Below are 20,835 nucleotides of genomic sequence, written 5' to 3' on the forward strand. Positions count from 1 at the left end.
GTCATGAGCGCGGCCGAGCGGATGCGGAAAACGCGCCAGCGGCGGCATAAAGGCGTCATCCCGGTGTCGATCGACATCGACGATGTCAGGGTGCCGGCTCTCCTCGTCGCTGCCGGCTTCCTCGCTTCGAAAGATGCTGATGACCGCAAGGCCATCGGGGCGGCGCTCGAAAGCTACATCGCCGAAGCTTCCTCACCTACCGCATACGAAACTGTTGCGGCGCAACGCCGAGCCCTCCTGCTCGGTGCTACCAAGGAAGCATGACGACTGACGAACAGGCTTTGACTTGGACCACGGCGGCGACGGCGAAGTTCGTTCGCGTCAAGTTCCTCGACACGGAACAGCGCATCATCGAGGGCACGGCAAGCACCCCGGTGACCGATCGGCAGGGCGATATCGTCGAGCCGTTGGGTGCAACCTGGCAGCTGCCGATACCGCTGTTGCTAGACCATCGGACCGATCAGGCCGTCGGTGAGGTGTTCGAGGCCAACGCAACCGCAAAAGGAATTCGTTTCAAAGCTCGGATCACCAAGATCGAGCAGCCCGGCGCGGCGCAGGATCTCGTGAATTATGCCTGGGATCTGATCAAAAGCGGCCTACGAAAGACCGTCTCTATCGGCTTTCGCGGCATAGAGGCCGAACATATTCCCGGCGGAGGAATCAGGTTCAAGACATGGTCTTGGCTGGAGTTGAGCATGGTCTCGATCCCATCCAACCCACATGCGCTGATCGAGAGCATCAAGGGCTTGCCAGCTGGACCCCCGGCGACGTTTTCACCGATCGTCGTCTCGACGGATATCGAAATTCAGCGCATCCGCGCCCGCGTGCGCGAGATCGACCTGGCTCTGAAGGGGATCAAATCCGACGAATACTACCGCTTCAAGGACTTGGATTTCGTCAACTCGGCGAACGCTGCCAAAAGCAAGCTTGCCACGGAGCGCCGGCAACTCGTAGAGCGTGAAGTTGAGGTCAAGGCCGGTCTGATTGATTTGGCCAACGAAGCCACAGCCGAACAGACAAAGACCGCGGCGACCGCAAAGCCGCAGCAGCACCACGCGGCCCCGGCGTGGGAGATTCGCAATCTTCCAGAGCCGCGCCTGTCGGGCCTCAACGTCGACCAAGTGCTCGATAGTCACTCTGATCTGTTCGACCACTATGCCGACGTCGTTGCCAAGATGATGAGCGAGATCGGCCTCGCGCCGACGGCTTTGGTGACACACCAAGAGCAGGCGGTCACCGATGCCGCTTCGATGTCCTGCGTCGTCCAATTGCGAGCGATAGCGAGGCTGCTCGACAAGCGGATGACCGATCTCGAGCAGAACGCGACGGTCTTCCGTGGCGTCTTCCAGAGGAGCTTGCCTTACAGAAAGGGCAGCCTGGTCATCCATGGCGGCTCGCTTTGGTGTGCCCTCCGAAGCGTTGAAGAGGGCATCGTTCCAGACGGATCGTCCTCGGACGACTGGCAACTTTGCGTCAAGAAGGGCGAGTTCGGATGATCGCAAAAACGCTGAAAGGGCTGAGGACGATGCTCACGAAAACCGAGTTCCCCGACGTCGCTCATTTCCGGCAAGCATTGCAGATTCCGGAGCCGACCGCGGGACTGCTTGAAGCAGAGGTGAGCCAGCAGAAGGCAGCCGCCGACCTGGCGAGCGCATCCGCCCGACTGAAGGCGGCCGAGCAGGAGGTCGCATACGCCAAAGATATCGGCCGGCCAAGCAAGGTTTCGGCAGCGGAAGTGAGGGCGTTGGGTGTCGAAGTGGAACGTTTTTCCCGTCTCGAAGCTAAAGCGCAGGAGGCTTTGAGCCGCTTGCGCGCGGATCGCAGGACGGCCGTGCAAACTGAGATGGCCGATGCCGTGGAAGAGTTCGCTGAGGTCCTGAAGCGCAAGGTTGCCGAACTCGACACGCTGTTCGCACTGGGGGCAAGCGTCGGCGATTCCTACCATCGAAGCGGCCACCTCAAGACGCCGCAAATCTTCACGGTCAGTCCGTTGATGAGGAATTTCATGCGACCGCTTCGAGAAGCGATGGCGCGTGTGAGATGACGGAGGATGATCCGATGACACCCGAACAAGAGCGGATGCTCGCCGAAGCCAACGAGCGGCTTCTTGCCGCCGGCTTCGAGGCAGCAAATCAATATGCGGCCGAACTCCTCGCCAAAGGCAGGACGATCGATGAGATCAATGCGGCCCTCAAGACCTACCGCATCGAGCAACTCGAGCCGTGGCGGGTGAAATCCTATCGCCATATCCGGCGCTTCATCCTTGCGCCGACCGCACCAACACATCTCGTTCAGTGAGATGCCGATGCCTTCCACCCCGCACGCATCGACAATGCCGACGGCCACCTTGCAACCTCAATACAACCCCGGGGCGGGGGTCGCACTTCTGAGTTGCGGTTTACCTCTGGGACCGCCTCGGGGTCACGGAGACTCCAGGTGCGCGCGCCGGGTGAATCTCTAGAAATTCAGAAAGGGTGGAATTTCATGGCCAAAAGAGGCCGCCCAACCCGGGCCACGGCAACGGCAAAGGCGCTTCGGGGCGTCGACATCGATGCTGTCGACCCATTGACCGTTCTGAAGCAGATTGCGGCCGACCGGTCAGCGCCGGCGTCGGCACGGTTGGCGGCTGCCAGGGTGCTTTTGGCGCAGGGCGGACGGAAGAAAGATAACAGCGAGGGGGCAGAGCATGATCGCATCAGCGAACGGGCTCTGACGTTGCTGAAGGGCGGGCGGCGATGAGAGGTCAGGGCCGTATTCCGACAGTGGGGGAGTACCGCGGCATCGGCCTGCACGACCATCAGGATGAGGCGAGGCTTGTACTCGTGAGGCGCGAACTCGACACCGTGCTCGACCTTCATGACATCACCTTGCTGGTCGAGATTTGCGCGGATCCGACATGGAGCCCGGAAGCGCGGTTGCTTGCCGCGGCAAAACTGAGGGCACGGCATCAGCTTGCCGCCGAGGACAGGAGGTCGAGACCGCTATTCGACATGGCCTACATCACTGCCTGCGTCGGCAGCTTGGACAGCCAGTACTGGCGATCGCCGACGCATTACGGCTCGCTGCTCGAGCCCGGTCGCGGGCCGCATGAACCGGGCCCGGTGCCTCGCCCCGTGCCGCTAGTCGACGAGGAGCAATAGCAATGGCGATCAATTTCGCGGGCGGCACGGACCTCATCGACTACGGGAACGGAGGGTCCTCCTGGGTGACGGGCTGTTTCGCATTTTGGATGAAGACGACCCAGGCAACGGCAAACGCGCTTCCCGCAGCGCTGTGGGCGCGCGCCACAAGCCGGCACGGCTCCGGTTTCGTTCTCAACAACACGGCCGGCAAAATACTGGCTCAAGGGTACGATAGCTCGACGCCTAGAATGCTTGTTTCGAGTACGACCACGGTCAATGACGGCAATTGGCATCACGTCGCGCTCAATTTCGATACTCAAAATGGCGGGTCAAACACGCTGTTCATCGACGGCAGGCAGGAGGCGACCGCCAATTCGTCGGCGGCATGGCCGATTAACTTCACGGGTGAACTGTTCCTCGGGAGTGCTCCAACATTCTGGCCCAGCTATGTCGGCGACCTGGCCGAACTCGGGCTATGGTTCAACAGGAAATTGGACGCGGCCGAGATCGCTGCGCTTGCTAAGGCCTTTTCGCCCAGCAAGATCGCCCCGACCTCTCTAGGTTTCCACGCGCCGCTCGTGCGGTCGGCAAACAGCCGCGCTGGAGGCGTGACACCTACGATAACTGGGACGACCGAGTTGCAGTGGTCTAGCCGGCGATTGCCATCCCGATGCCGACGCCAAGGCCCATGGCGAGCCCACGAAACGCGAGCCCGGTTAACCAGCCTGAGCCAAACCAATATGAAATATACGCGCCTGTGCTAAAAATGCCCGCAATGCCGGGAAAAAGCCCGCGCTCGTTTTTGCCGGGGGGCAAAGAGCCGTGTTGATCAACTGTGCGCAATGCACGCAGGTAGTAGGCTCGGCCACTCCTAAGTGTCCGCGTTGCGGTCGTCATAACGCAATGGACCACCAAGCTGTCTCAGAGCCATTGTTTGGAAGCATTGAAAAACACAACCGGTCCGAAAACGTCGAGAGGGTGTTTCTGGCGACCTTCCTTGGCATCTTCGGCGCCGGGATGTTGACGGTTTTGATCTTGATCGTCCACCAGGTTACGACAGGTGTCGTCCTGCCTTAAGTGAACCGTGCGCGATCGTTGCGCGAATATCGGAAATCATGCAATTATCCGCGAATTCAGGACATCGAGGCGCGGGATGCTTGCTCGAACTCCCTTCACCGAAATCGAGATCGAGGGCGTTGGCACCTATCGGCTGCCAAATCAATGGCAGAGCCAGCGGCTGCGGCGCCTTCGTGGCGATCAGAGACATACCGCGGTGCTGGCGATCGGCTGCGGGATGACAGTGCGCCAGTTCAACAAGCTTCCGGCCGACAAACAGCATGAGGTCCACAAGGCCTACCTGGCGTTGATGTCGCCGAGCAATGTCGTGCCGCTGGCAGATCCCGAGCCGGCCGAGACGCGCGTCATCCCCCCCGGCCATCTGTCCGTCGAGCAGAAGCTCGCAATCGGCCGCTGGCTGCTGCACCACAAGGCGTCATTGCCGCACGGTCACTTCGGGCCATGGCTGGGCAGGCAGCAAGGGCTTTCCCGGCACATGGCTTCGCAATGCATGGCGCTGGCAACAGAAGCCGACCAGAAGGCGATCGAGGCGAGGGCGGCATAGGCGGCAACTAGCGCGCGGGCTGGCGGTGGGCTCGATTAGCTACTTGCTGCCGACGGCTTTGGTCAACCCCTTTTTCCGGAGGGACTCGACGACTTTTTGATAGGTTATTGCCCTCGGCTCCTTCTTTGCCTGCGCAATAGCGGCGATCATGCGCTTACCCGCAATAGGGAGGAGCATTTCGATCTGTGTGCCGCTAGGCTTCTTGGCCATCAGCTATCTCCATCTCCTTTAGCAATCGCGCAAGTTCGAACTCCTCCCGGGTGACCAAAGAGTCAACCGGCGGAGCAGAAAACGGCATTGCCGTCTTCCGGGATTGTACGACGAAATTGCCTTCATGTTTCCTAATCGGATTCGGCTTAAAAATCCTCGAAAAGCTACGCGGCGCAGCACCCTGGTATTGCAAGAACACGACCTTCCTGCCTTCGTCATTCTCGTTCGTCGATATGGCATCGTTATGAAGAGTGAGGGCCAAGCTTTTGGGATAAGGCTCGATATAGATGACCTTCTTAATGCCGGCGGCAACAATGTGACGCGCACAGTTATGGCACGGAAATGTCGTGGTGAAGAGCGTAGCGCCTCGAACGGGACCGAGCCCGTCTCGCGCTGCTGACACGATAGCCGCCATCTCAGCATGCACAGCTCGAGAAAACTCGATTAGTCCCTTGACCCGCGATTTTCTGACTTTTTTCAGGAAGTCGTCCACTTCCGCTTGGCTGCTTTCCTTGAAGCTTTCCCGAGCGAACTTCGCGATCTGTGCAAAGATCGCGTTCTTTTCCGCATCGTTGTGGCAGATCTTTCCTTTCCAATTATAGCAGCGATGGTCGTCAGCCAGAGGCAGATTGGACGAATAAAGGCCGCCGTCGAACATGGGGACATCATTCGCGCCCCGGCCTATCAGCTCTCCGCGCGCGGTCTGAATGACGGCGCCTACCTGGCGTGACAAACAGGCTGATTCCATAGCGACACTCGACGCTGCGAACATTGCAGTCTCGTCGGTCTTGGGCGTGCTGACGCCCACCTCAAAGATGCGATCCAGAAAGGACTGAAGCACCGAGTTGAGTTGAACGGTGTTCGAAGCGTCGTTTCTAATAAAGGTGTCGGCGACACTCATTGTGTCTTTGACGGATTGCCCGTGATCAGTCCCTTCGTCGTAGTCTTGATCGCTGATCTGTTGGATGTAGGCGTTATTCGGGCCAGCCGCCTTCAGCCTGGATACTCGTACATCTTCCGGTGCAAACACGCCCAATAGCCAAAATAGGTCGCCATAAACGGTGCGCAGCCGTTCCACCTCTCTCGGGTTCTTCAGCGAGTCTATGATGGTGCAATAACGACGAACCTTGTCGACCTCGCCTTCCTCGCGGCTTGCATGGATCTTTTCGATGCAGAAGTTTGCGAGAACGTCCTCGCCGAAGCGGCCGCGCAACGCGCTACCCGCTGTCTGCAATTTTGAGATACGGTGGTCGTCGGCTGCGTCTACCCGCTCCTGATGCACCAAGCCGGCTTTGTCGTTGATTATTTCGCTGACCTTTATGGTCTCGACAGTGTAGCCGAACTCCCCTTCGAGAATTTCGGCGAGAGCGATGGCAGTCGTCGTGACTCCTGAGCCAACCGGCCCGACTAATGCGATAACAAGCTCATCGGTACGTCGCTCCTCATTGGTGAGGGGCACTTCACCCGCAATTGGATCGTTGTCGGGCTTTGGCGCTTCACGCCTAGTCCGAACATCTCTTACTGCCGGAATCGCCATCTAGTAATCTCCCCCTCAGCGAAGATCAGCCAAAGTCAGAAGATCGTCAACCTTCTTTGGCGCCATAGTAACGAGAGTACCTTCACAGCCGACACTGCCGCGTTGCCGGGACCATCATGACGAGAGCCACAGGTGGGCGCCAGGACACGCAGCAAGCGTAGGCGGTATAGGGAGAGCGGCCGGCAAGAACGCGCGCTGGCGGGGCGGCTTAGCGATCTATCGTCCAATTCGTCTAAAATGTTCCGGAACTATTTAAGCGCATGCTAATTGAATCCCGTCGCTGGAGTGTGTGTGCATGCGTAGAAGTCCCAGCCTTGGGAGGCTGAAATTCGTCCCGCCGCAATTGCCGCGCCTGGTCGAGACGCCGCCCGAAAGCGATGATTGGATCCACGAAATCAAGTACGACGGGTATCGGACGCAGGTCATCATCGACTGGGACGGCGCGCGGGCCTACACGAAGACCGGGATTGACTGGACGTCGCGCTATTGGCCGATCGTGACGGCCGCTGAAGCGCTTGGTGCACGGTCGGCTATCATTGATGGCGAGGTCATTGCACCGACACCAAACGGCGCCCCGGATTTCCGTGCGCTGCGGTCGGCAATGGCCTGGAATGCCGAACGGTTGGCATTCGTAGCCTTTGACCTCCTGCACCTCGACGGTAAAGACCTTAGGGCGCTGCCGATCGTTGAGCGGCGGGCGATGCTTTGGGATCTGGTCAAGCCGGCAGACGGGATCATCCAATTCAGCGAGCATGTTGACGGCGGCGGCGCTGCATTCTTCCAAGGCGTTGAGAAGCTGGGCCTCGAAGGCATGGTGTCGAAGCGCCGCGGCGCGCCCTACAGGAGCGGCGAGTCCGACGCCTGGCTGAAGATCAAATGCTACGAATTCAGCGAACTCGACCTGCTTGGCGTCAAGCGTGAGCCGGGCAAGCCCGCCATGGCCTTGATGGGGCAAGGCGGCAAGTATGCTGGGTCGGCGTTCATCACGTTGCCGAACGATGTCCGCGAACGGCTTTGGAAAAGGGTACAGGCCGCGCGAGAGGCGCCGGTGGGTGTTCCCAAGTCGATGACCGGCGTCGAGTGGCTTAAGCCCGGTGTCAGGGCGAGAGTGAAGCATCTACGGGGCGAGGCGAAACTGCGACATGCATCGGTGAAGGGCATTGTCGACGAAGGAACCTAGAGGCGGGCCATGAGCAAACGCGGCACAGATTTTTTGGACAAATGGATTGGCGCCAACGTTCCCGCCACTGCCGACGTCATCTCAGCTGCCGAACTGACCCAAAAGCTATTCGAAGATGCCAAGTCGTTAGGAATCAGCAGCGTCGAGATCGAGGAAGACACCGGCAGCGTTTACGAGGCAATCCTCAACGCAATCTTGCACCGTGATGCCGGCGTGGCGGACTGACCGCAGCGGCGCTATATCGACGCCATGGCAAAGTGGACGATCCAAGGTCTCATTGATGAGAAGATGAAGCTGCATGCGTACTGCCATGCCAGCCTGTGCTTCCATAACCAGCCTATCGACCTTGAATCCCTGCAGGCGAAGCTCGGCCCGGATGCGCCGGCAATGGCGGATGACCTCATTCCGAAGATGCGCTGTGCCAAATGCGGCAGCAAGAAAGTCGGCCTGATCTATACGCCGGACACCAGCCCGGCCGGCTACGGCAAGCCAAAGAACAGCAGGTAGGCGCCCATGCCGGCCAGCAGCAGGCAGGCGGCCATGCCGATCATGTCGCGCTGCCGATAGCGCCAGATCGCGCTGGCGAGCATGGAGCGGTGATGGCGGCGATGTAGAGTGAGACTACCAAGCTACTACATCTTGGGTACGGCTTGGGAGCATAAGTCGCCCGTTTGGGAGAGCGCGCTGTCAAAATACGCCGCGCACCGAAATGTGACGCGCTGCTGGTTGCCTTCGCTTTCCCAGAATGAGATGACCGCCTGCCTACCGTCAGGCCACGATAAGCCCGCTGCCCCGGTCTGTTTCCATCCAGCTTGCGCGAGGCTCGCCGACGTCAGTCCCGGAACCGGTTGCCATTCTGCCTTTTCGCCGGCGCTGGCCGCAGTTATCGGCCCTAAGACTAAGAGCACCGCCAATCCTACCCTGATCATTTCCTTAGCCTCACACTCAGCCCGACTCTAGTTTGAGCGCGCAAGCTTCGCCCCCGCAAGGCGTTGCGGCTGGTCATTCGTCATCGTCAGCCTGTTTCTTAGGCTGATCGATCTGATGGAGGCTGAACCATCGCCATCGGCGGCCCCAGACCGGATCATCCTTGACGCCCTGGCCAATGTTATCGAACCCGCGCACCATGACGTATAAGCCCGCAGCATATTGGGCTAACGTAGACAGCAGAGGGAACGACCAGCCTGGCGGCGTACCGGGCGCCGAGCCTATCGAGTTGTAGGAGGCGATGACGACCAGTCCGATGGCAAAGATGACCTCATATAGGCCGTAGAGCCAGCGGCGATGTTCGCGGAGCCAGTAGGCCATGACGCAGAGCGTGATGAAGCTGGCAAGCACCCCGATCAGCACCAGCGCTACTGCCGCCATAAGAACGCCGAACGGCACCCTCTCGATCCCAATCCCCAACAGAACCTTTGAGACAATCGCGCCGCCTACAACCAGCGTGCCAGGAACCAAAAAGGCCGCTTTGCGCAGCCGTTTCTGGCTAGGCGTCAGGACTTCCAATTTGTCATATTGCATTTCGATCATACCCCGGTTGTTGCCAACATCGGGCAAGCCTTTCACCCGCGCAAGCCGGCTCCCTTTCGGGAGCGCTTGACGATTTCAGCGAATAGGAGCGGGCGAAAAGGCTACGTCAATTTGAGCAAGGCGACGACGACCTGTAGGGCTGCTCCAAGGGCTGCAAATGCAGCGCCAAATTTGTTATTCCTGGCCTGCGCGGCCAGCGGCGTTGTAAGCCAATCGAAATTGGTCATATCCGCTGTGAGACCCTTCGAGGCCGGAATATTCTCGACGGCCACCTTCCACCAAAAATAGGCTGCGAGTGCACCGAGGACGGCTGTCCCTAAATTCGCAACGTTCTCCAGTAATATCGCTATCATTTCCTCAGCCTCACGCCGGCGCCGCCGCCGTTCTCAGTGGTTCATGTAGTTGCCGTCAACGACGCCACCGAGGTTCTCGTCAAGGCTTCCCTTTATGATGGCTACGCCCTTGCCATGCGCGTCGGCGGCATCGCAATACGCAGCGATCGCGATGCTCATTTGCCCGTCGCGACCCGCGGCCCCCCACCTTTCGGTCGAGACGTGGACGAATATCCCAGGTCCGCTGAAACCGGTAGCATCGCTGCGCCTAATGCTGTCTATCGTGTTATCCCATGAAGCAAGCACGGCTTTCGCGTTGATCTTGGCGCAGCCTTCGTAGACCGCAGCATTGACGCCCGAAGCAGCAATGCTGTCCGCGGAACCGCCGTCGTCAGGGCCCTTGAAGATTCAAACATAGGCGATCACGACGACAGCGACGGCTGCAATCCTTGCCCTTTCGCCCATACTCAGTTCGTCTCGTCGACGATGCTGTCATAGTCGCGGCCAATCAGCAGCAGCACAAAGCCGCAAGGCAACGTAACGCAGGTGATGGCAATGAGGCCGAGCCACCCATAGTCTGGCTTCGCAAAATAGTAATACCAGCTGATCGCCTGCACCAACGGAGACAGGATCAACATCCAGGCACCCCATACGCCATCCGTGTTAAGCCGGCTCGTTGTGGTAGCACGATATCGGATCGCCATCGGTCCCCTCCCATTCCCCAGGGCAGCATCGCGCGCAAGCTTCGCGCCCGCAAGGGCGCAAATAACTATTCGGTGATTGTCGGGTGTGGCTTTCCGCTATCGCGAAGAACCTTTGCCAGCTTCTTGAACAGGTGCGGGTTGCCTCTCGCGCTGGCTGCATTTCCGTTCACGGTCGAAAGCCCCTGGCCCTCGATGCTCAGGTGGATGTCGCCGGCGTCGATGTCGAACCAGACCCCAATTTTTGGATATGCGGTCTTACCACTGCGCTCCGCCATGGCAACGTCTCCTTTCTCAAAACTCGTGTCGACAGAACCGGCAGATGCGTTGCGTCGGCTTTCACGACCTCGGCGCAGTCGGGGAGACGGCTCCCGCGGCTGCGCCGCCGGCTCGCATGGCAAGGGCGGCAGCTTTGATCAATCGATAGCCACCTTCGGCGCAAACGCAACCTTGATCGTAAAATCGTTCACTTCATTGCGAAGCGCGACTGAGACATCAAGGTCATGCTTCAGATTGGATTCTGTGTAGCGTATCCAAGCGCCATCAACGATCCTGATTAGATCCTTGGGGTAAGCATCGCAAACTTGCCATGCTGAGTGGACCAAGGTGTTCCGGGCCTTGGTTCGCGAGCGTATTTTCTTCACGAGGCCGCTAAATTCGTCTTGAATGTCCTTTTGCATCCGCAGCCGCATCACACTGGCGATCACCTCCGTGCGCACTTGGAACGAGACGAGGCTATCAAAAATTACTCCCGCCAGTTCGCTTTTGCTGCCACCAGATGGACTAGGCTTGGAAAGCGAGACAAAATTGAAGATTTCGCCTAGCATGGCATCGATCTCGCCCCACTCCGCGGCGATGGCGCCGATGAGCATCGCGAGGGCTGGGCGTTCCAGCACTATGCGTGGGCCACCCCTCGCTGCCAGCCCGACAGGGTTGTTGATGGGATGAGGCATTGCAGAATCTTCCATTAGCTTGACGATTTCTAAGAACGGGCGCAGCCTATGCGCACCGATCGGACGCGCAAACGTCCGACCGGCACTTGCCACCGGAAGCCTTGCAGGGCCTCGAAGTGACCGACACCAGATTTATCATTCCCGTCACGATTCGCTAGGCGTTGCCTGGCTTCCTCAACCATTGGAGAGGAAGTACCACAATGACCACGATCACACGTCGCCAGGCGATAACCGCCCTGGCCTCTATCCCGGCCATCGGCGCCGCTACAGAGGCCTTTCCGTCTACCGCACCAGAAACCATCAACGACCCGCTTCTCGACGCCATCTGGGCCTATCGCGCCGGCATGGCCGACTTTAACCTTAAGGCGCCGGCCGACGATGTAGCCAACGCCTATGCCGAGATTAGCTACGTGCCAGCGATGAATGCGCTGGAGGAATGGGAGCAGCCGGCAAAGACGCACAGGGGCGCCCTAGAAGCGCTCAGACTGATCGCCGAGGAGACTGGCCTATACGAGGCGAGCCCCCTCGTCAGCCCCCTCCTAGCCGCTGCGCTGGCATATTTCGAGGCGCAGTCATGAGCGGCCTATCCAAAGTCACAAACCTGCCCGCCTTCGAACCGGCACGTGGCCTTATCACCCACGATGATATTGATCGCGCCTATGACGCCTGCGCGATCATCAACGTTTGCGAACTGGCGATGGAGCAAATTCCAGGACTGGGTCAGGACGCTATGGTTCAACGAAGCCGTTGGCAGCGTCGTGAGGTTGTTGCGAATGGCGGGACAGATGACCGGCAAATCGCTCGATGTCTTGGAAGGGGCACAGGCGCGACTGTCCGCAACTGCCAACTGAAATCCGCCCTGGCGGTATTTTTGGCCCGCTGCCGCAGGGTGGCGGGCTTTTTCCTACAGGATGCCCTCAATGTCCCTGTAGATTTCTGCCGATTTGACCAAGTTCAATCTTGCGCCGCGCACACCTGTCAGCACGGGATAAGTCGAATACACGAGTTTGATGAACGGATCCCAGTGCAATCGTTTCGTCTGCTCGATGACATGATCGAGGATTTGCGCTTCGGCATTCGAAACCCGATCGTCAGCCTGCTTGTCAGCTAGGACGATAGTTTCTTTGGGTTTGCCAAACATGTTGTATTCAGATTTCACGGCGAAGGCTGGATCTTCCAGCGCAGTTTTATGAACGTCATCAACGTACGGCCCGAAATGATTGAATTGCCAAGCGATATCTGTCATCTGGTGCCGATGCTCGAGTGCAGATTTCCAGTCTGCCAAATAGATCATCTTGGTCAGGCGAGCTTTGGACAGTTCATGCTTGTGAGGATAGTTCCGCACCAGATATGTCATGACGTTTCGGAGGTCAGCCATCTCAAAAACCCATCGCGCGAGCGTATTCAAGGGATGGTTCACGAACCCGCAGAATCTCCAACAAGTGAACGATCTCCTTCCCGGAACTGCCGTTGACCCGCCTTTCCAGCGTCGTCGACGAGAATCGGTCTACTGCTGTGCTCTCAAACACAATTATAGCATTTCGGGACTTCTTGTGGGGATCCATCAACGAGTATGCCGCCACTGATCGAGGCTTCATGTTCATGTTTCGCACCACCTCGTTGGGAATTTGCCAGTGGTCTAGATTATGTTGCAGGTACCCATCCATGTCGGTGATCGGATCCGGAAGATCAGTGACGATGCATTTCCCGTCGCCCGATTTCCAAGCGGCTCCGATTACGCCTTCATTCGCGGGATAAACGCTGCGGCCAGGCTTATTGAGGTCTGGCAAAACTGAGAACCTCCCAACCATTGTGAATGCGTCATCGTCGAACCTGTAGACACTGATCCGATCCCTGGCGTCGAAATTTAGCTCCTCAGCCAAAACTTGCAGGCGCTTCGCCCAGATATCGAAATAGTCGCTGCCGAACCCGGAGATGATCTTTGCCATCTCGGTTTTTTCACCCTCGAGGGTGGTGACTTGACGCTCCAAGGATCCCTGGCGGAGCCCACTATAAACGAGCGCGAGCACTGTGATCACCAGTGCAGCCCAAGCCAAAGATCGCGTTAGCCACCCCTCAGTCGCATCCGTGGCGCCGGCCCAAAGGTTCGTTGCAAAAGTAAGGCCGACCGCTGACACGACAAGTGCCACGCTTAATAAGTGACGGTCAATTAATCGCCCAAGACGCTGAAATAAACCCAATCGCCGTAACCCCTGCGAATTGGCACCATACTTGGCACCGGACGCATAGGGAAGGGTGGGGAGCAGGGAGGATGACGGTTACAGGCGCCGAAGAAAAAGCCCGGGTTTCCGCGCTATTCGGGACCGCCAAAGACCAGTCGGGATGGCTTTCACCACGTTTCAAGACCGGTGCCTTAAACCGCTCGGCCATCCCTCCGTCGTGATTTTTCAATCACTTGCGCGCTCGTCCTGATCGCCGTTCCTAGCTGCCGGAAGCAGCAGCGAAAGGAGATCATGCGCGTTTCATTGCTCTAGTGCGCGCTGCAAAGGCCTGTCAACAGCGCAAAATTGTCGGCATCGAATATCTGCCGAAACATGACAGTGAGCCGCTTGTTCTGTCCCGAACGTTGACAATGCGGCGAAACACCGGCCAATCTGTGCTTGCCAAATACAGGAGCAGTGGGGAAACCATGAAAAAGACCTACGAGAAGCCGATCCTGGTAAAGCGCCAGAGGCTGTCGCATGTGACAGCGCAGGAAATCCCCTCCATCGAGCCGCAATGACGGATACGGCCTGACGTCGGCAGCGGTGCAGCCGCTGCCACAATCCTGCCCGGTTCCGGACACAATCGATTAATACGCTGATAAACAATTCCTGCGCAAAAAGGGGATGGGGATTGGCGCGTCGCAGGCATTGCTGCTCTGGCTCCGCCGAGATTCTAAAAACGGTGCCTGTGTCGATACGGTAGGGGACATCTGAAAACATGCAGACCACGACGCATCGGCGTCTTCGTCGCGCTCCTGCTTTGGTCTTGTGCGCTCTTTCGGCTGCGTTGCTGGCCGCCTGCGCGTCGCCGCAGTCCGAGTCGAAAGCGATGGTCTACAAGAAGCCTCGCTCGAAGGAATATTTTGCCGAGACCGAGTATGGCGTGAAGGCCAGCCCGCGCGTCCAATATATGCGGCGCGGCGGCGGCCGCGACCAATTGGGCAAGCCCTATCAGGTGCGCGGCAAGTGGTATTACCCCAAGGAAGACAAGCGCTACGCCAAGGTCGGTCTCGCCTCCTGGTATGGCGACGCCTTCCACGGCCGTCTCACCGCCAATGGCGAAGTGTACGACATGACGCATCTGACGGCAGCGCATCCGACCATGCCGCTGCCGAGCTATGCCCGCGTCACCAACCTCGAAACCGGCAGTTCGGTTATCGTGCGCGTGAACGACCGCGGCCCGTACCATGAAGGCCGCATCATCGACGTCTCGGAGCGTGCCGCGCAGATGCTCGACTACGCCAAGGTCGGCACCGCCAAGGTCAAGGTCGAATATGTCGGCCGCGCGCCGCTCGACGGCGACGATGACCAGTATCTGATGGCTTCCTACCATCCTGGCAACCGCATACCGGACCCGTCGGATGGTTTGCCGACCGGCGTCATGGTTGCCATGAACGGACCTTCGCCAAGCCTGCCAGTCGGCGCCGCCGCCGTGCCGTTCCCCGGCCAGCTGACCAATTCCGGCACCGAGGCGCAGCCCGTAATGTCGGTGCAGGCGCCGGCTTTCGGCGACATCACGCTGCCCGAATTCGGGCCGATCGTGCCTCAGCGACCCGAGTCGCCTTTTGCTGTGGCTTCGCTGTCCTATGCGGATGAACGCGTGCAGCGCGCCGACGTCTTTGCCGCACTCGATAACCAGGGCATGTCGCCGGCCGATATCCTGCAATCGTGGAAGAAATCCAACCCGCAGGCCGCACCGGCAACGTCCGATTATGTCGCCGCCGGCTCCTTCGACGACGCCGCCGAGGCGAGGCGGGTGGCTGAAGCCCTCAAACCCTTCGGCAGAACCGAAATCCAGAGCACCGAACTTGACGGCAATGACTGGTACGCGGTCAATCTCTATCCGGATGGCCACGGCAATGTCGACGACCTCTTGCGCGCGGCATGGTCGCATGGCGCGCCGGACGCACTGGCTGTGCGCGACTGATCAACAAGCTTTGCCATTGCGCGGTTGATCCGCCGGGAAGAAGCCTGATAGCCTTGCGGCACGTTTCCTGCAGGCCAACGGTCGAGCCTCTCATGCGATTTCGCCTTGTCCACCCTTTTGCCGGGCTTTTGGGTCTTGGCCTTTTGTTCGCCGCACTGGTTCCCGCCAACGCGCAGCTTTTTGAGACCAAGGCCACGCAGGCGTTCATGATCGATGCCGAAACCGGCACGGTGCTGTTTTCCAAGGATGCCGACCAACCGATCCCGCCGGCCTCGATGGCCAAACTGATGACCATGGAGATGGTCTTCAACGCCATCAAGTCGAAGCGCATGACCCTCGACGACACCTTCGTGGTCTCGGAGAATGCCTGGCGCAAGGGCGGCGCCCCGTCGGGAACGTCGACCATGTTCGCCAAGCTCAAATCGGCGGTCCGGGTCGAGGACCTGATCCAGGGCGTCACCATACAGGCCGCCAATGACGGCTGCATGGTGCTGGCCGAGGGCATGGCGGGCTCCGAAGAGAATTTCGCCGCGCAAATGAACGATCGCGCCCGCCAGATCGGGCTGGCGAAATCGACATTCGTCAATTCGACAGGCCTGCCGGCCGACGGACAGCAAACGACAGTGCGCGAACTGGCGCAGCTTGGCCTGCATCTGTGGCGCGAATACCCCGAGCTCTACCTCTATTATGGCCGAGCCGATTTCACCTGGAACAAGATCTCGCAAAGGAACCGCAACCCGCTGCTGGCCATGGGCATCGGCGCCGACGGGCTGGCGGTCGGTGCAAGCGAGGCGGGCGGTTTCGGCATTGTCGGCTCGGTCAGCCACGATGGGACACGGGTGATCGCGGCGATGAGTGGATTGGCGAACGATCGCGAGCGCGCCGAGGAAGCGCGAAAGCTGCTCGAATGGGGCGTCCGGTCCTTCGAGAAGACCGAGATATTCGCCAGCAACGAAGTGGTCGGCGAGGCCCAGGTGTTCGGCGGCGCCAAATCCGGCGTGGCGCTGAAAGCAAAGGCGCCGATCAACGTGCTGCTGCCGATCGCCAACCGCGACAAGCTGACCGCAAAGATCGTCTATCAGGGGCCAGTGTCAGCGCCGGTGGAGGAGGGCCAGCCAGTCGGTGTGCTACGCGTCTGGATCGGCGACACGCTGAGCCAGGAGACACCGCTTTTCGCCGCCGAATCGGTCGGCGTCGGCACGCTGCCGCAACGCGCGTTCGATGCCGCCAAGGAACTGGCCGTCGGCTGGTTGCGTTAAAGCAGCGTTAGAATCGTGGACCTTTGATAAGGTCCGGACTATGACGTCAGCGCAAAACAGGACAAAGGCCTTTCGGTTGGCGCGCGGATTTTTCATCACCTTCGAAGGCGGCGAGGGCGCAGGCAAGTCGACGCAGATCGAGCGGCTGGCCAGGAAGATGCGCGCCAAGAAATATGATGTTCTCGTCACCCGCGAACCCGGGGGATCACCCGGCGCCGAGGCGGTAAGACATGTCCTGCTTTCCGGCGCCGCCGAGCCATTCGGGCCGAAGATGGAGGCGCTGCTGTTCGCGGCCGCGCGTTCCGATCATGTCGAGCAGGTCATCCGGCCGGCGGTCGAGCGCGGCTCCATCGTGCTGTGTGACCGTTTCCTGGATTCGTCCCGCGTCTACCAGGGCGTCACCGGGGGCCTCGATCCGGCCTTCATGGAAGCGCTGGAAGAGGTCGCCATCAACGGCATGATGCCTGACATGACGCTGATCCTCGACATCGATCCCGCCGAAGGCTTGCGGCGCGCCACCGCGCGGCGTGGCGCCGGCGACGGCCCGGACCGCTTCGAAAAGGAGACGCTGGACATCCACCAGCACCGCCGCGACGCCTTCCTGGCGATTGCCGCCGCCGAGCCGGACCGCTGCATCGTCATCGACGCGTCGGCGCCTCCCGATACGGTGGAGGATGTCATCACCGCGGCCGTGTTCGCCGCACTCGAGGCGAGGGCGCCCGCGCGCAACAGACAGGCGGCGCCCGCATGATCTTCGAACGCATCGCTCCCGAACAGCACGACACGCTGGACGGCGTGCCGGAGCCATCCGAGACGCTGCGCCTGGTCGGCCATGAGCAGGCGGCCGCGATGCTCGCTGCCGCCTATCGCTCGGGAAAACTGCCGCATGCTCTGATCTTTGCCGGGCCGGTCGGCATCGGCAAGGCGACGCTCGCCTTTCACCTTGCGCATCATCTGTTGAAGCATCCGTCCTTCGAGACGGCGCCGGAAATATTTGCCGTTCCCGACCCGGCCTCATCGCTGTTTCGCCAGATCGCCACCGGGGCGCATCCCGGCGTGCTGCATCTGACGCGGCCGCTGAACGACAAGACCAAGAGCTTCAAGACGGTCGTCACCGTCGATGAAATCCGTAAGGTCAACCGCTTCTTGTCGCTGACCTCGCATGACGGCAGCTACCGGGTGGTAATCGTCGATCCGGCCGACGACATGAACACCAACGCCGCCAATGCCTTGCTGAAGAACCTCGAGGAGCCGCCGACCCGTACGCTGTTCATCCTCATCGTCCATGCGCCGGGCAGCCTGTTGCCGACGATCCGCTCGCGCTGCCAGATGGTGCGGTTGGCGCCACTCGATGCCGGCAGCCTGATGAGCGTTCTGGAAACTGTGGAGCCGCCGCCGCCAGCCGATCCGGCGGCGCGCGCGGCACTGGCCGAACGGGCAGGGGGCAGCGCCCGCAATGCGATCCTGTTGACACAATATGGCGGGCTTGAGATTGCAAGCACGCTCGACGCCCTGGTGACCGCAGGCAAGACCGACGTCGCCGGCGCCTATCGCCTTGCCGAGGCAGTCGCAGGCCGCGACCAGGCGATCCAGTTCGACATCTTCAACCGCCGCGCGCTGGATCTGCTCTCGGCGGGCGCCAGCGAAGCAGCGCTCGCCGGCGACCTCAAGCGGGCGAAAACCCTGTCGGACACTTGGCACGAGGCGCTGAACGCTATATCTGAGACCGACACCTACAATCTCGACAAGAAGCAGCACGCCTTGACCATGATCGACCGCCTGAATTCCGCAATGCGAATGTGACCGGATCCGGCTTCGGGTCGGGATGGCAATCGCCGTCTCGATGCGATATCCACCGCCTCACATTCAATTCGGACATCCATGACGGTTCATTCATGTCACGCGACACATTCTACATCACGACCGCGATTTCCTATCCGAACGGCAAGCCGCATATCGGCCATGCCTACGAGCTGATCGCCACCGACGCGCTCGCCCGCTTCCAGCGGCTCGACGGCAGAGAAGTTTTCTTCCTCACCGGCACTGACGAGCACGGCATCAAGATGCTGCAGACGGCCAGGCGCGAAGGTATTTCCGCGCGTGAGCTCGCCGACCGCAACGCGGCTGAATTCAGCAAGATGGCAACCGCGCTCAACGCCTCCAACGACGACTTCATCCGCACCACCGAAGAGCGGCATTACGCGTCCTCGCAGGCGATCTGGAAAGCGATGGACGCCAATGGCGACATCTACAAGGGCGGCTATGCCGGCTGGTACTCGGTGCGCGACGAAGCCTATTACGGCGAGGAGGAAACCGAAGTCCGCCCCGACGACATCCGCTACGGGCCGCAGGGAACGCCGGTCGAATGGGTCGAGGAGGAGAGCTATTTCTTCCGCCTCTCGGCCTATCAGGACAAGCTCATTGCGCTCTACGAAAGCCAGCCCGATTTCATCGGACCGGCCGAGCGGCGCAACGAGGTGATGAGCTTCGTCAAATCCGGGCTGAAGGATTTGTCGATCTCGCGCACCACCTTCGACTGGGGCGTGCCGGTGCCGGGCGACGAAAAGCATGTGATGTATGTCTGGGTCGACGCCCTGACCAATTACATCACCGGCGTCGGCTATCCCGATGAAAAGGATGAGAAATGGAAGTTTTGGCCGGCCGATACCCACATCATCGGCAAGGACATTGTGCGCTTCCACGCCATCTATTGGCCGGCCCTCCTGATGTCGGCGGGCATCCCGCTGCCGAAGCGCGTTTTCGGCCACGGCTTCCTGTTCAACCGCGGCGAGAAGATGTCGAAGTCGGTCGGCAACGTCGTCGACCCGTTCACCATGGTCGAGCATTACGGTGTCGACCAGGTGCGATATTTCTTCCTGCGCGAGGTGCCGTTCGGCCAGGACGGCAGCTACAGCCATGAAGCGATCGTCAACCGCACCAATGCCGATCTCGCCAATGGTCTCGGCAATCTGGCGCAGCGTTCGCTGTCGATGATCGCCAAGAACTGCGGCGGCGTGGTGCCGCAGCGGGGCGAGCTGACCGAAGCCGACAGCGCGATCCTCGACCAGGCGGTGGAAGCGCTGGGAACGGCGCGCAAGGCGATGGCGGAGCAGGGCATCCATCTGGCGCTGGCGGCGATCTTCGGCGTGGTCGCTGAAGCCGATCGTTACTTCGCCTCGCAGGCGCCATGGGCGCTGAAGAAGACCGATCCGGCGCGCATGGAAACGGTGCTGTGGACGACCGCCGAGATCGTGCGTCGCGTGGCACTTCTGAGCCAGCCCTACATTCCGGGTTCGGCGGCAAAGCTGCTCGACCTGCTGGCGGTGCCGGCAGACAATCGCGACTTTGCGCATGTCCATGCCGACTATGCCCTTGTGTCCGGCACGCCATTGCCCGCACCGGAAGGCGTGTTTCCGCGCTACGTCGAAAAGCCGGAGGCGAGCGCCTGATGCTCGTCGACAGCCATTGCCATCTCGATTTTCCGGACTTCGCCGAGGAGCGGGCGGCCATCGTCGCCCGCGCGAAGGCCGCCGGCATTGGCCGCATGGTGACCATCTCGACACGTGTGAAGCGGTTTCAGCAAGTGCTTGAGATCGCGGAGAGTTTCGAAGAGGTCTACTGCTCGGTCGGCACCCATCCGCACAATGCCGGCGAAGAGCTGGATGTGACGTCCGAGGAGCTTGTGCGCCTGTCCGCGCATCCCAAAGTGGTGGCGATCGGTGAGGCCGGGCTCGACTATTTCTACGACAAGGCGCCGCGCGATGCGCAAGCGCAGGGCTTTCGCACCCACATATCAGCCGCGCGCGAAACCGGCCTGCCGCTGGTCATCCATTCGCGCGATGCCGATAACGACATGGCAGCCATCCTCGAGGACGAAACAGGGAAGGGCGCCTTCCCCTTCATCCTGCATTGTTTTTCCTCCGGACGCCGACTGGCCGAAGTGGGCGTGGCGCTTGGCGGTTATGTATCCTTCTCGGGCATCCTGACCTTCAAGAACTCGGCCGAATTGCGCGCCATCGCGGCCGATGTGCCGCATGACCGGCTGCTGGTCGAAACCGACGCGCCCTATCTCGCGCCGGTGCCGTTTCGCGGCAAGCGCAACGAGCCGGCCTACGTCGAGCATACCGCCAAGGTGCTGGCCGAAACGATCGGCGTTGACGAGGCCGAGATCGCGACGCTGACGACCGCGAATTTCTTCCGGCTGTTCGGCAAGATGCCGCGGCCTGCCGGCCTCTGAC

The 20,835-nt window shown here is 60.2% G+C and carries 29 protein-coding genes; 19 read left to right on the plus strand and 10 right to left on the minus strand.

The genetic code is table 11. The features are described 5' to 3' along the window. The first annotated feature begins 3 nt into the window (after positions 1–3). The 8 genes from ACYHH6_RS22625 (at position 4) to ACYHH6_RS22660 (ending at position 4,743) form a co-directional block, all read left to right on the plus strand. Complete coding sequence (locus ACYHH6_RS22625; protein WP_352586073.1) at positions 4–264, plus strand: hypothetical protein; 261 nt, start codon at positions 4–6, stop codon at positions 262–264. Next, positions 261–1,496 carry an HK97 family phage prohead protease gene (locus ACYHH6_RS22630; protein WP_352586072.1) on the plus strand — a complete coding sequence of 412 codons (1,236 nt, stop codon included), beginning with the start codon at positions 261–263 and terminating at the stop codon, positions 1,494–1,496. The genes ACYHH6_RS22625 and ACYHH6_RS22630 overlap by 4 nt, the downstream gene beginning before the upstream one ends. Continuing rightward, positions 1,493–2,044, plus strand: a complete 552-nt coding sequence (locus ACYHH6_RS22635) for a hypothetical protein (protein ID WP_352586071.1) — start codon at positions 1,493–1,495, stop codon at positions 2,042–2,044. The genes ACYHH6_RS22630 and ACYHH6_RS22635 overlap by 4 nt, the downstream gene beginning before the upstream one ends. Before the next feature lie 14 nt (positions 2,045–2,058). Next, positions 2,059–2,298, plus strand: a complete 240-nt coding sequence (locus tag ACYHH6_RS22640; RefSeq protein ID WP_352586070.1) for a hypothetical protein — start codon at positions 2,059–2,061, stop codon at positions 2,296–2,298. A 138-nt stretch (positions 2,299–2,436) separates the two neighbouring features. Further along, entirely contained in the window at positions 2,437–2,739 is a 303-nt protein-coding gene (locus tag ACYHH6_RS22645; protein WP_352586069.1) for a hypothetical protein, read from the plus strand. Beyond that, complete coding sequence (locus ACYHH6_RS22650; protein ID WP_352586068.1) at positions 2,736–3,140, plus strand: hypothetical protein; 405 nt, start codon at positions 2,736–2,738, stop codon at positions 3,138–3,140. Before ACYHH6_RS22645 ends, ACYHH6_RS22650 begins: the two co-directional genes overlap by 4 nt. 2 nt (positions 3,141–3,142) lie before the next feature. Further along, positions 3,143–3,886: a LamG-like jellyroll fold domain-containing protein gene (locus ACYHH6_RS22655; protein ID WP_352586067.1), complete on the plus strand. Its 744-nt coding sequence runs from the start codon at positions 3,143–3,145 to the stop codon at positions 3,884–3,886. Between the two features lie 389 nt (positions 3,887–4,275). Then, entirely contained in the window at positions 4,276–4,743 is a 468-nt protein-coding gene (locus tag ACYHH6_RS22660) for a DUF3102 domain-containing protein (protein ID WP_352586066.1), read from the plus strand. A gap of 39 nt (positions 4,744–4,782) precedes the next feature. Here the strand turns inward: ACYHH6_RS22660 and ACYHH6_RS22665 are convergent, their stop codons facing one another. Both ACYHH6_RS22665 and ACYHH6_RS22670 read right to left on the minus strand, forming a co-directional pair. Continuing rightward, positions 4,783–4,953, minus strand: coding sequence for a hypothetical protein (locus ACYHH6_RS22665; RefSeq protein ID WP_352586065.1), 171 nt, complete (start codon positions 4,951–4,953; stop codon positions 4,783–4,785). Continuing rightward, positions 4,937–6,490, minus strand: coding sequence for an anti-phage dCTP deaminase (locus tag ACYHH6_RS22670; protein WP_352586064.1), 1,554 nt, complete (start codon positions 6,488–6,490; stop codon positions 4,937–4,939). Before ACYHH6_RS22670 ends, ACYHH6_RS22665 begins: the two co-directional genes overlap by 17 nt. 343 nt (positions 6,491–6,833) lie before the next feature. Here ACYHH6_RS22670 and ACYHH6_RS22675 point away from each other — a divergent pair, with 343 nt between their 5' ends. The 3 genes from ACYHH6_RS22675 to ACYHH6_RS22685 are packed head-to-tail and all read left to right on the plus strand — an operon-like array spanning position 6,834 to position 8,177. Then, positions 6,834–7,670: an ATP-dependent DNA ligase gene (locus tag ACYHH6_RS22675; RefSeq protein WP_352586063.1), complete on the plus strand. Its 837-nt coding sequence runs from the start codon at positions 6,834–6,836 to the stop codon at positions 7,668–7,670. 9 nt (positions 7,671–7,679) lie between these two features. Further along, complete coding sequence (locus tag ACYHH6_RS22680) at positions 7,680–7,895, plus strand: DUF768 domain-containing protein (protein ID WP_352586062.1); 216 nt, start codon at positions 7,680–7,682, stop codon at positions 7,893–7,895. 24 nt (positions 7,896–7,919) lie between these two features. Next, positions 7,920–8,177, plus strand: a complete 258-nt coding sequence (locus ACYHH6_RS22685; RefSeq protein WP_352586061.1) for a hypothetical protein — start codon at positions 7,920–7,922, stop codon at positions 8,175–8,177. Between the two features lie 495 nt (positions 8,178–8,672). Here ACYHH6_RS22685 and ACYHH6_RS22690 read toward each other — a convergent pair whose 3' ends face one another. The 6 genes from ACYHH6_RS22690 to ACYHH6_RS22715 all read right to left on the minus strand — a co-directional run bounded on the left by ACYHH6_RS22690 (position 8,673) and on the right by ACYHH6_RS22715 (position 11,186). Next, a complete protein-coding gene (locus ACYHH6_RS22690) occupies positions 8,673–9,227 on the minus strand; it encodes a hypothetical protein (RefSeq protein WP_352586060.1) in 555 nt (184 codons plus the stop codon). A 74-nt stretch (positions 9,228–9,301) separates the two neighbouring features. Further along, entirely contained in the window at positions 9,302–9,553 is a 252-nt protein-coding gene (locus tag ACYHH6_RS22695) for a hypothetical protein (RefSeq protein WP_352586059.1), read from the minus strand. Positions 9,554–9,586: 33 nt separating this feature from the next. Then, complete coding sequence (locus tag ACYHH6_RS22700; protein WP_352586058.1) at positions 9,587–9,712, minus strand: hypothetical protein; 126 nt, start codon at positions 9,710–9,712, stop codon at positions 9,587–9,589. 287 nt (positions 9,713–9,999) lie between these two features. Continuing rightward, on the minus strand, positions 10,000–10,236 hold the full coding sequence (locus ACYHH6_RS22705) for a hypothetical protein (protein WP_352586057.1): 237 nt from the start codon (positions 10,234–10,236) through the stop codon (positions 10,000–10,002). Between the two features lie 65 nt (positions 10,237–10,301). Further along, the gene (locus tag ACYHH6_RS22710; RefSeq protein ID WP_352586056.1) at positions 10,302–10,511 is read right to left on the minus strand and encodes a hypothetical protein; all 210 of its coding nucleotides are present in this window, start codon (positions 10,509–10,511) and stop codon (positions 10,302–10,304) included. 138 nt (positions 10,512–10,649) lie between these two features. Further along, complete coding sequence (locus ACYHH6_RS22715; protein WP_352586055.1) at positions 10,650–11,186, minus strand: hypothetical protein; 537 nt, start codon at positions 11,184–11,186, stop codon at positions 10,650–10,652. Between the two features lie 200 nt (positions 11,187–11,386). On the opposite strand from ACYHH6_RS22715, the gene ACYHH6_RS22720 reads away from it, so the two are divergent. Further along, positions 11,387–11,764: a hypothetical protein gene (locus ACYHH6_RS22720; protein ID WP_352586054.1), complete on the plus strand. Its 378-nt coding sequence runs from the start codon at positions 11,387–11,389 to the stop codon at positions 11,762–11,764. A 326-nt stretch (positions 11,765–12,090) separates the two neighbouring features. Here the strand turns inward: ACYHH6_RS22720 and ACYHH6_RS22725 are convergent, their stop codons facing one another. Both ACYHH6_RS22725 and ACYHH6_RS22730 read right to left on the minus strand, forming a co-directional pair. Further along, complete coding sequence (locus ACYHH6_RS22725) at positions 12,091–12,543, minus strand: Panacea domain-containing protein (protein ID WP_352586053.1); 453 nt, start codon at positions 12,541–12,543, stop codon at positions 12,091–12,093. 22 nt (positions 12,544–12,565) lie between these two features. Beyond that, positions 12,566–13,135 carry a hypothetical protein gene (locus tag ACYHH6_RS22730; RefSeq protein WP_352586052.1) on the minus strand — a complete coding sequence of 190 codons (570 nt, stop codon included), beginning with the start codon at positions 13,133–13,135 and terminating at the stop codon, positions 12,566–12,568. Between the two features lie 701 nt (positions 13,136–13,836). On the opposite strand from ACYHH6_RS22730, the gene ACYHH6_RS22735 reads away from it, so the two are divergent. From ACYHH6_RS22735 to ACYHH6_RS22765, 7 genes are all read left to right on the plus strand, one after another. Continuing rightward, a complete protein-coding gene (locus tag ACYHH6_RS22735; protein WP_352558939.1) occupies positions 13,837–13,929 on the plus strand; it encodes a putative RiPP precursor in 93 nt (30 codons plus the stop codon). A gap of 200 nt (positions 13,930–14,129) precedes the next feature. Next, positions 14,130–15,338, plus strand: a complete 1,209-nt coding sequence (locus tag ACYHH6_RS22740; protein ID WP_352586051.1) for a septal ring lytic transglycosylase RlpA family protein — start codon at positions 14,130–14,132, stop codon at positions 15,336–15,338. Between the two features lie 92 nt (positions 15,339–15,430). Then, complete coding sequence (locus tag ACYHH6_RS22745) at positions 15,431–16,597, plus strand: D-alanyl-D-alanine carboxypeptidase family protein (RefSeq protein ID WP_352586050.1); 1,167 nt, start codon at positions 15,431–15,433, stop codon at positions 16,595–16,597. A gap of 76 nt (positions 16,598–16,673) precedes the next feature. Beyond that, on the plus strand, positions 16,674–17,348 hold the full coding sequence (gene tmk / locus ACYHH6_RS22750; protein ID WP_352586049.1) for a dTMP kinase: 675 nt from the start codon (positions 16,674–16,676) through the stop codon (positions 17,346–17,348). Beyond that, positions 17,345–18,400 carry a DNA polymerase III subunit delta' gene (locus tag ACYHH6_RS22755; RefSeq protein ID WP_352586048.1) on the plus strand — a complete coding sequence of 352 codons (1,056 nt, stop codon included), beginning with the start codon at positions 17,345–17,347 and terminating at the stop codon, positions 18,398–18,400. The genes tmk and ACYHH6_RS22755 overlap by 4 nt, the downstream gene beginning before the upstream one ends. A 92-nt stretch (positions 18,401–18,492) precedes the next feature. After that, a complete protein-coding gene (gene metG, locus ACYHH6_RS22760; protein ID WP_352586047.1) occupies positions 18,493–20,046 on the plus strand; it encodes a methionine--tRNA ligase in 1,554 nt (517 codons plus the stop codon). Next, positions 20,046–20,834, plus strand: a complete 789-nt coding sequence (locus tag ACYHH6_RS22765) for a TatD family hydrolase (RefSeq protein ID WP_352586046.1) — start codon at positions 20,046–20,048, stop codon at positions 20,832–20,834. Before metG ends, ACYHH6_RS22765 begins: the two co-directional genes overlap by 1 nt. Position 20,835 lies beyond the last annotated feature (1 nt).

The sequence above is a fragment of the Mesorhizobium sp. P171375 genome, from assembly GCF_057786075.1.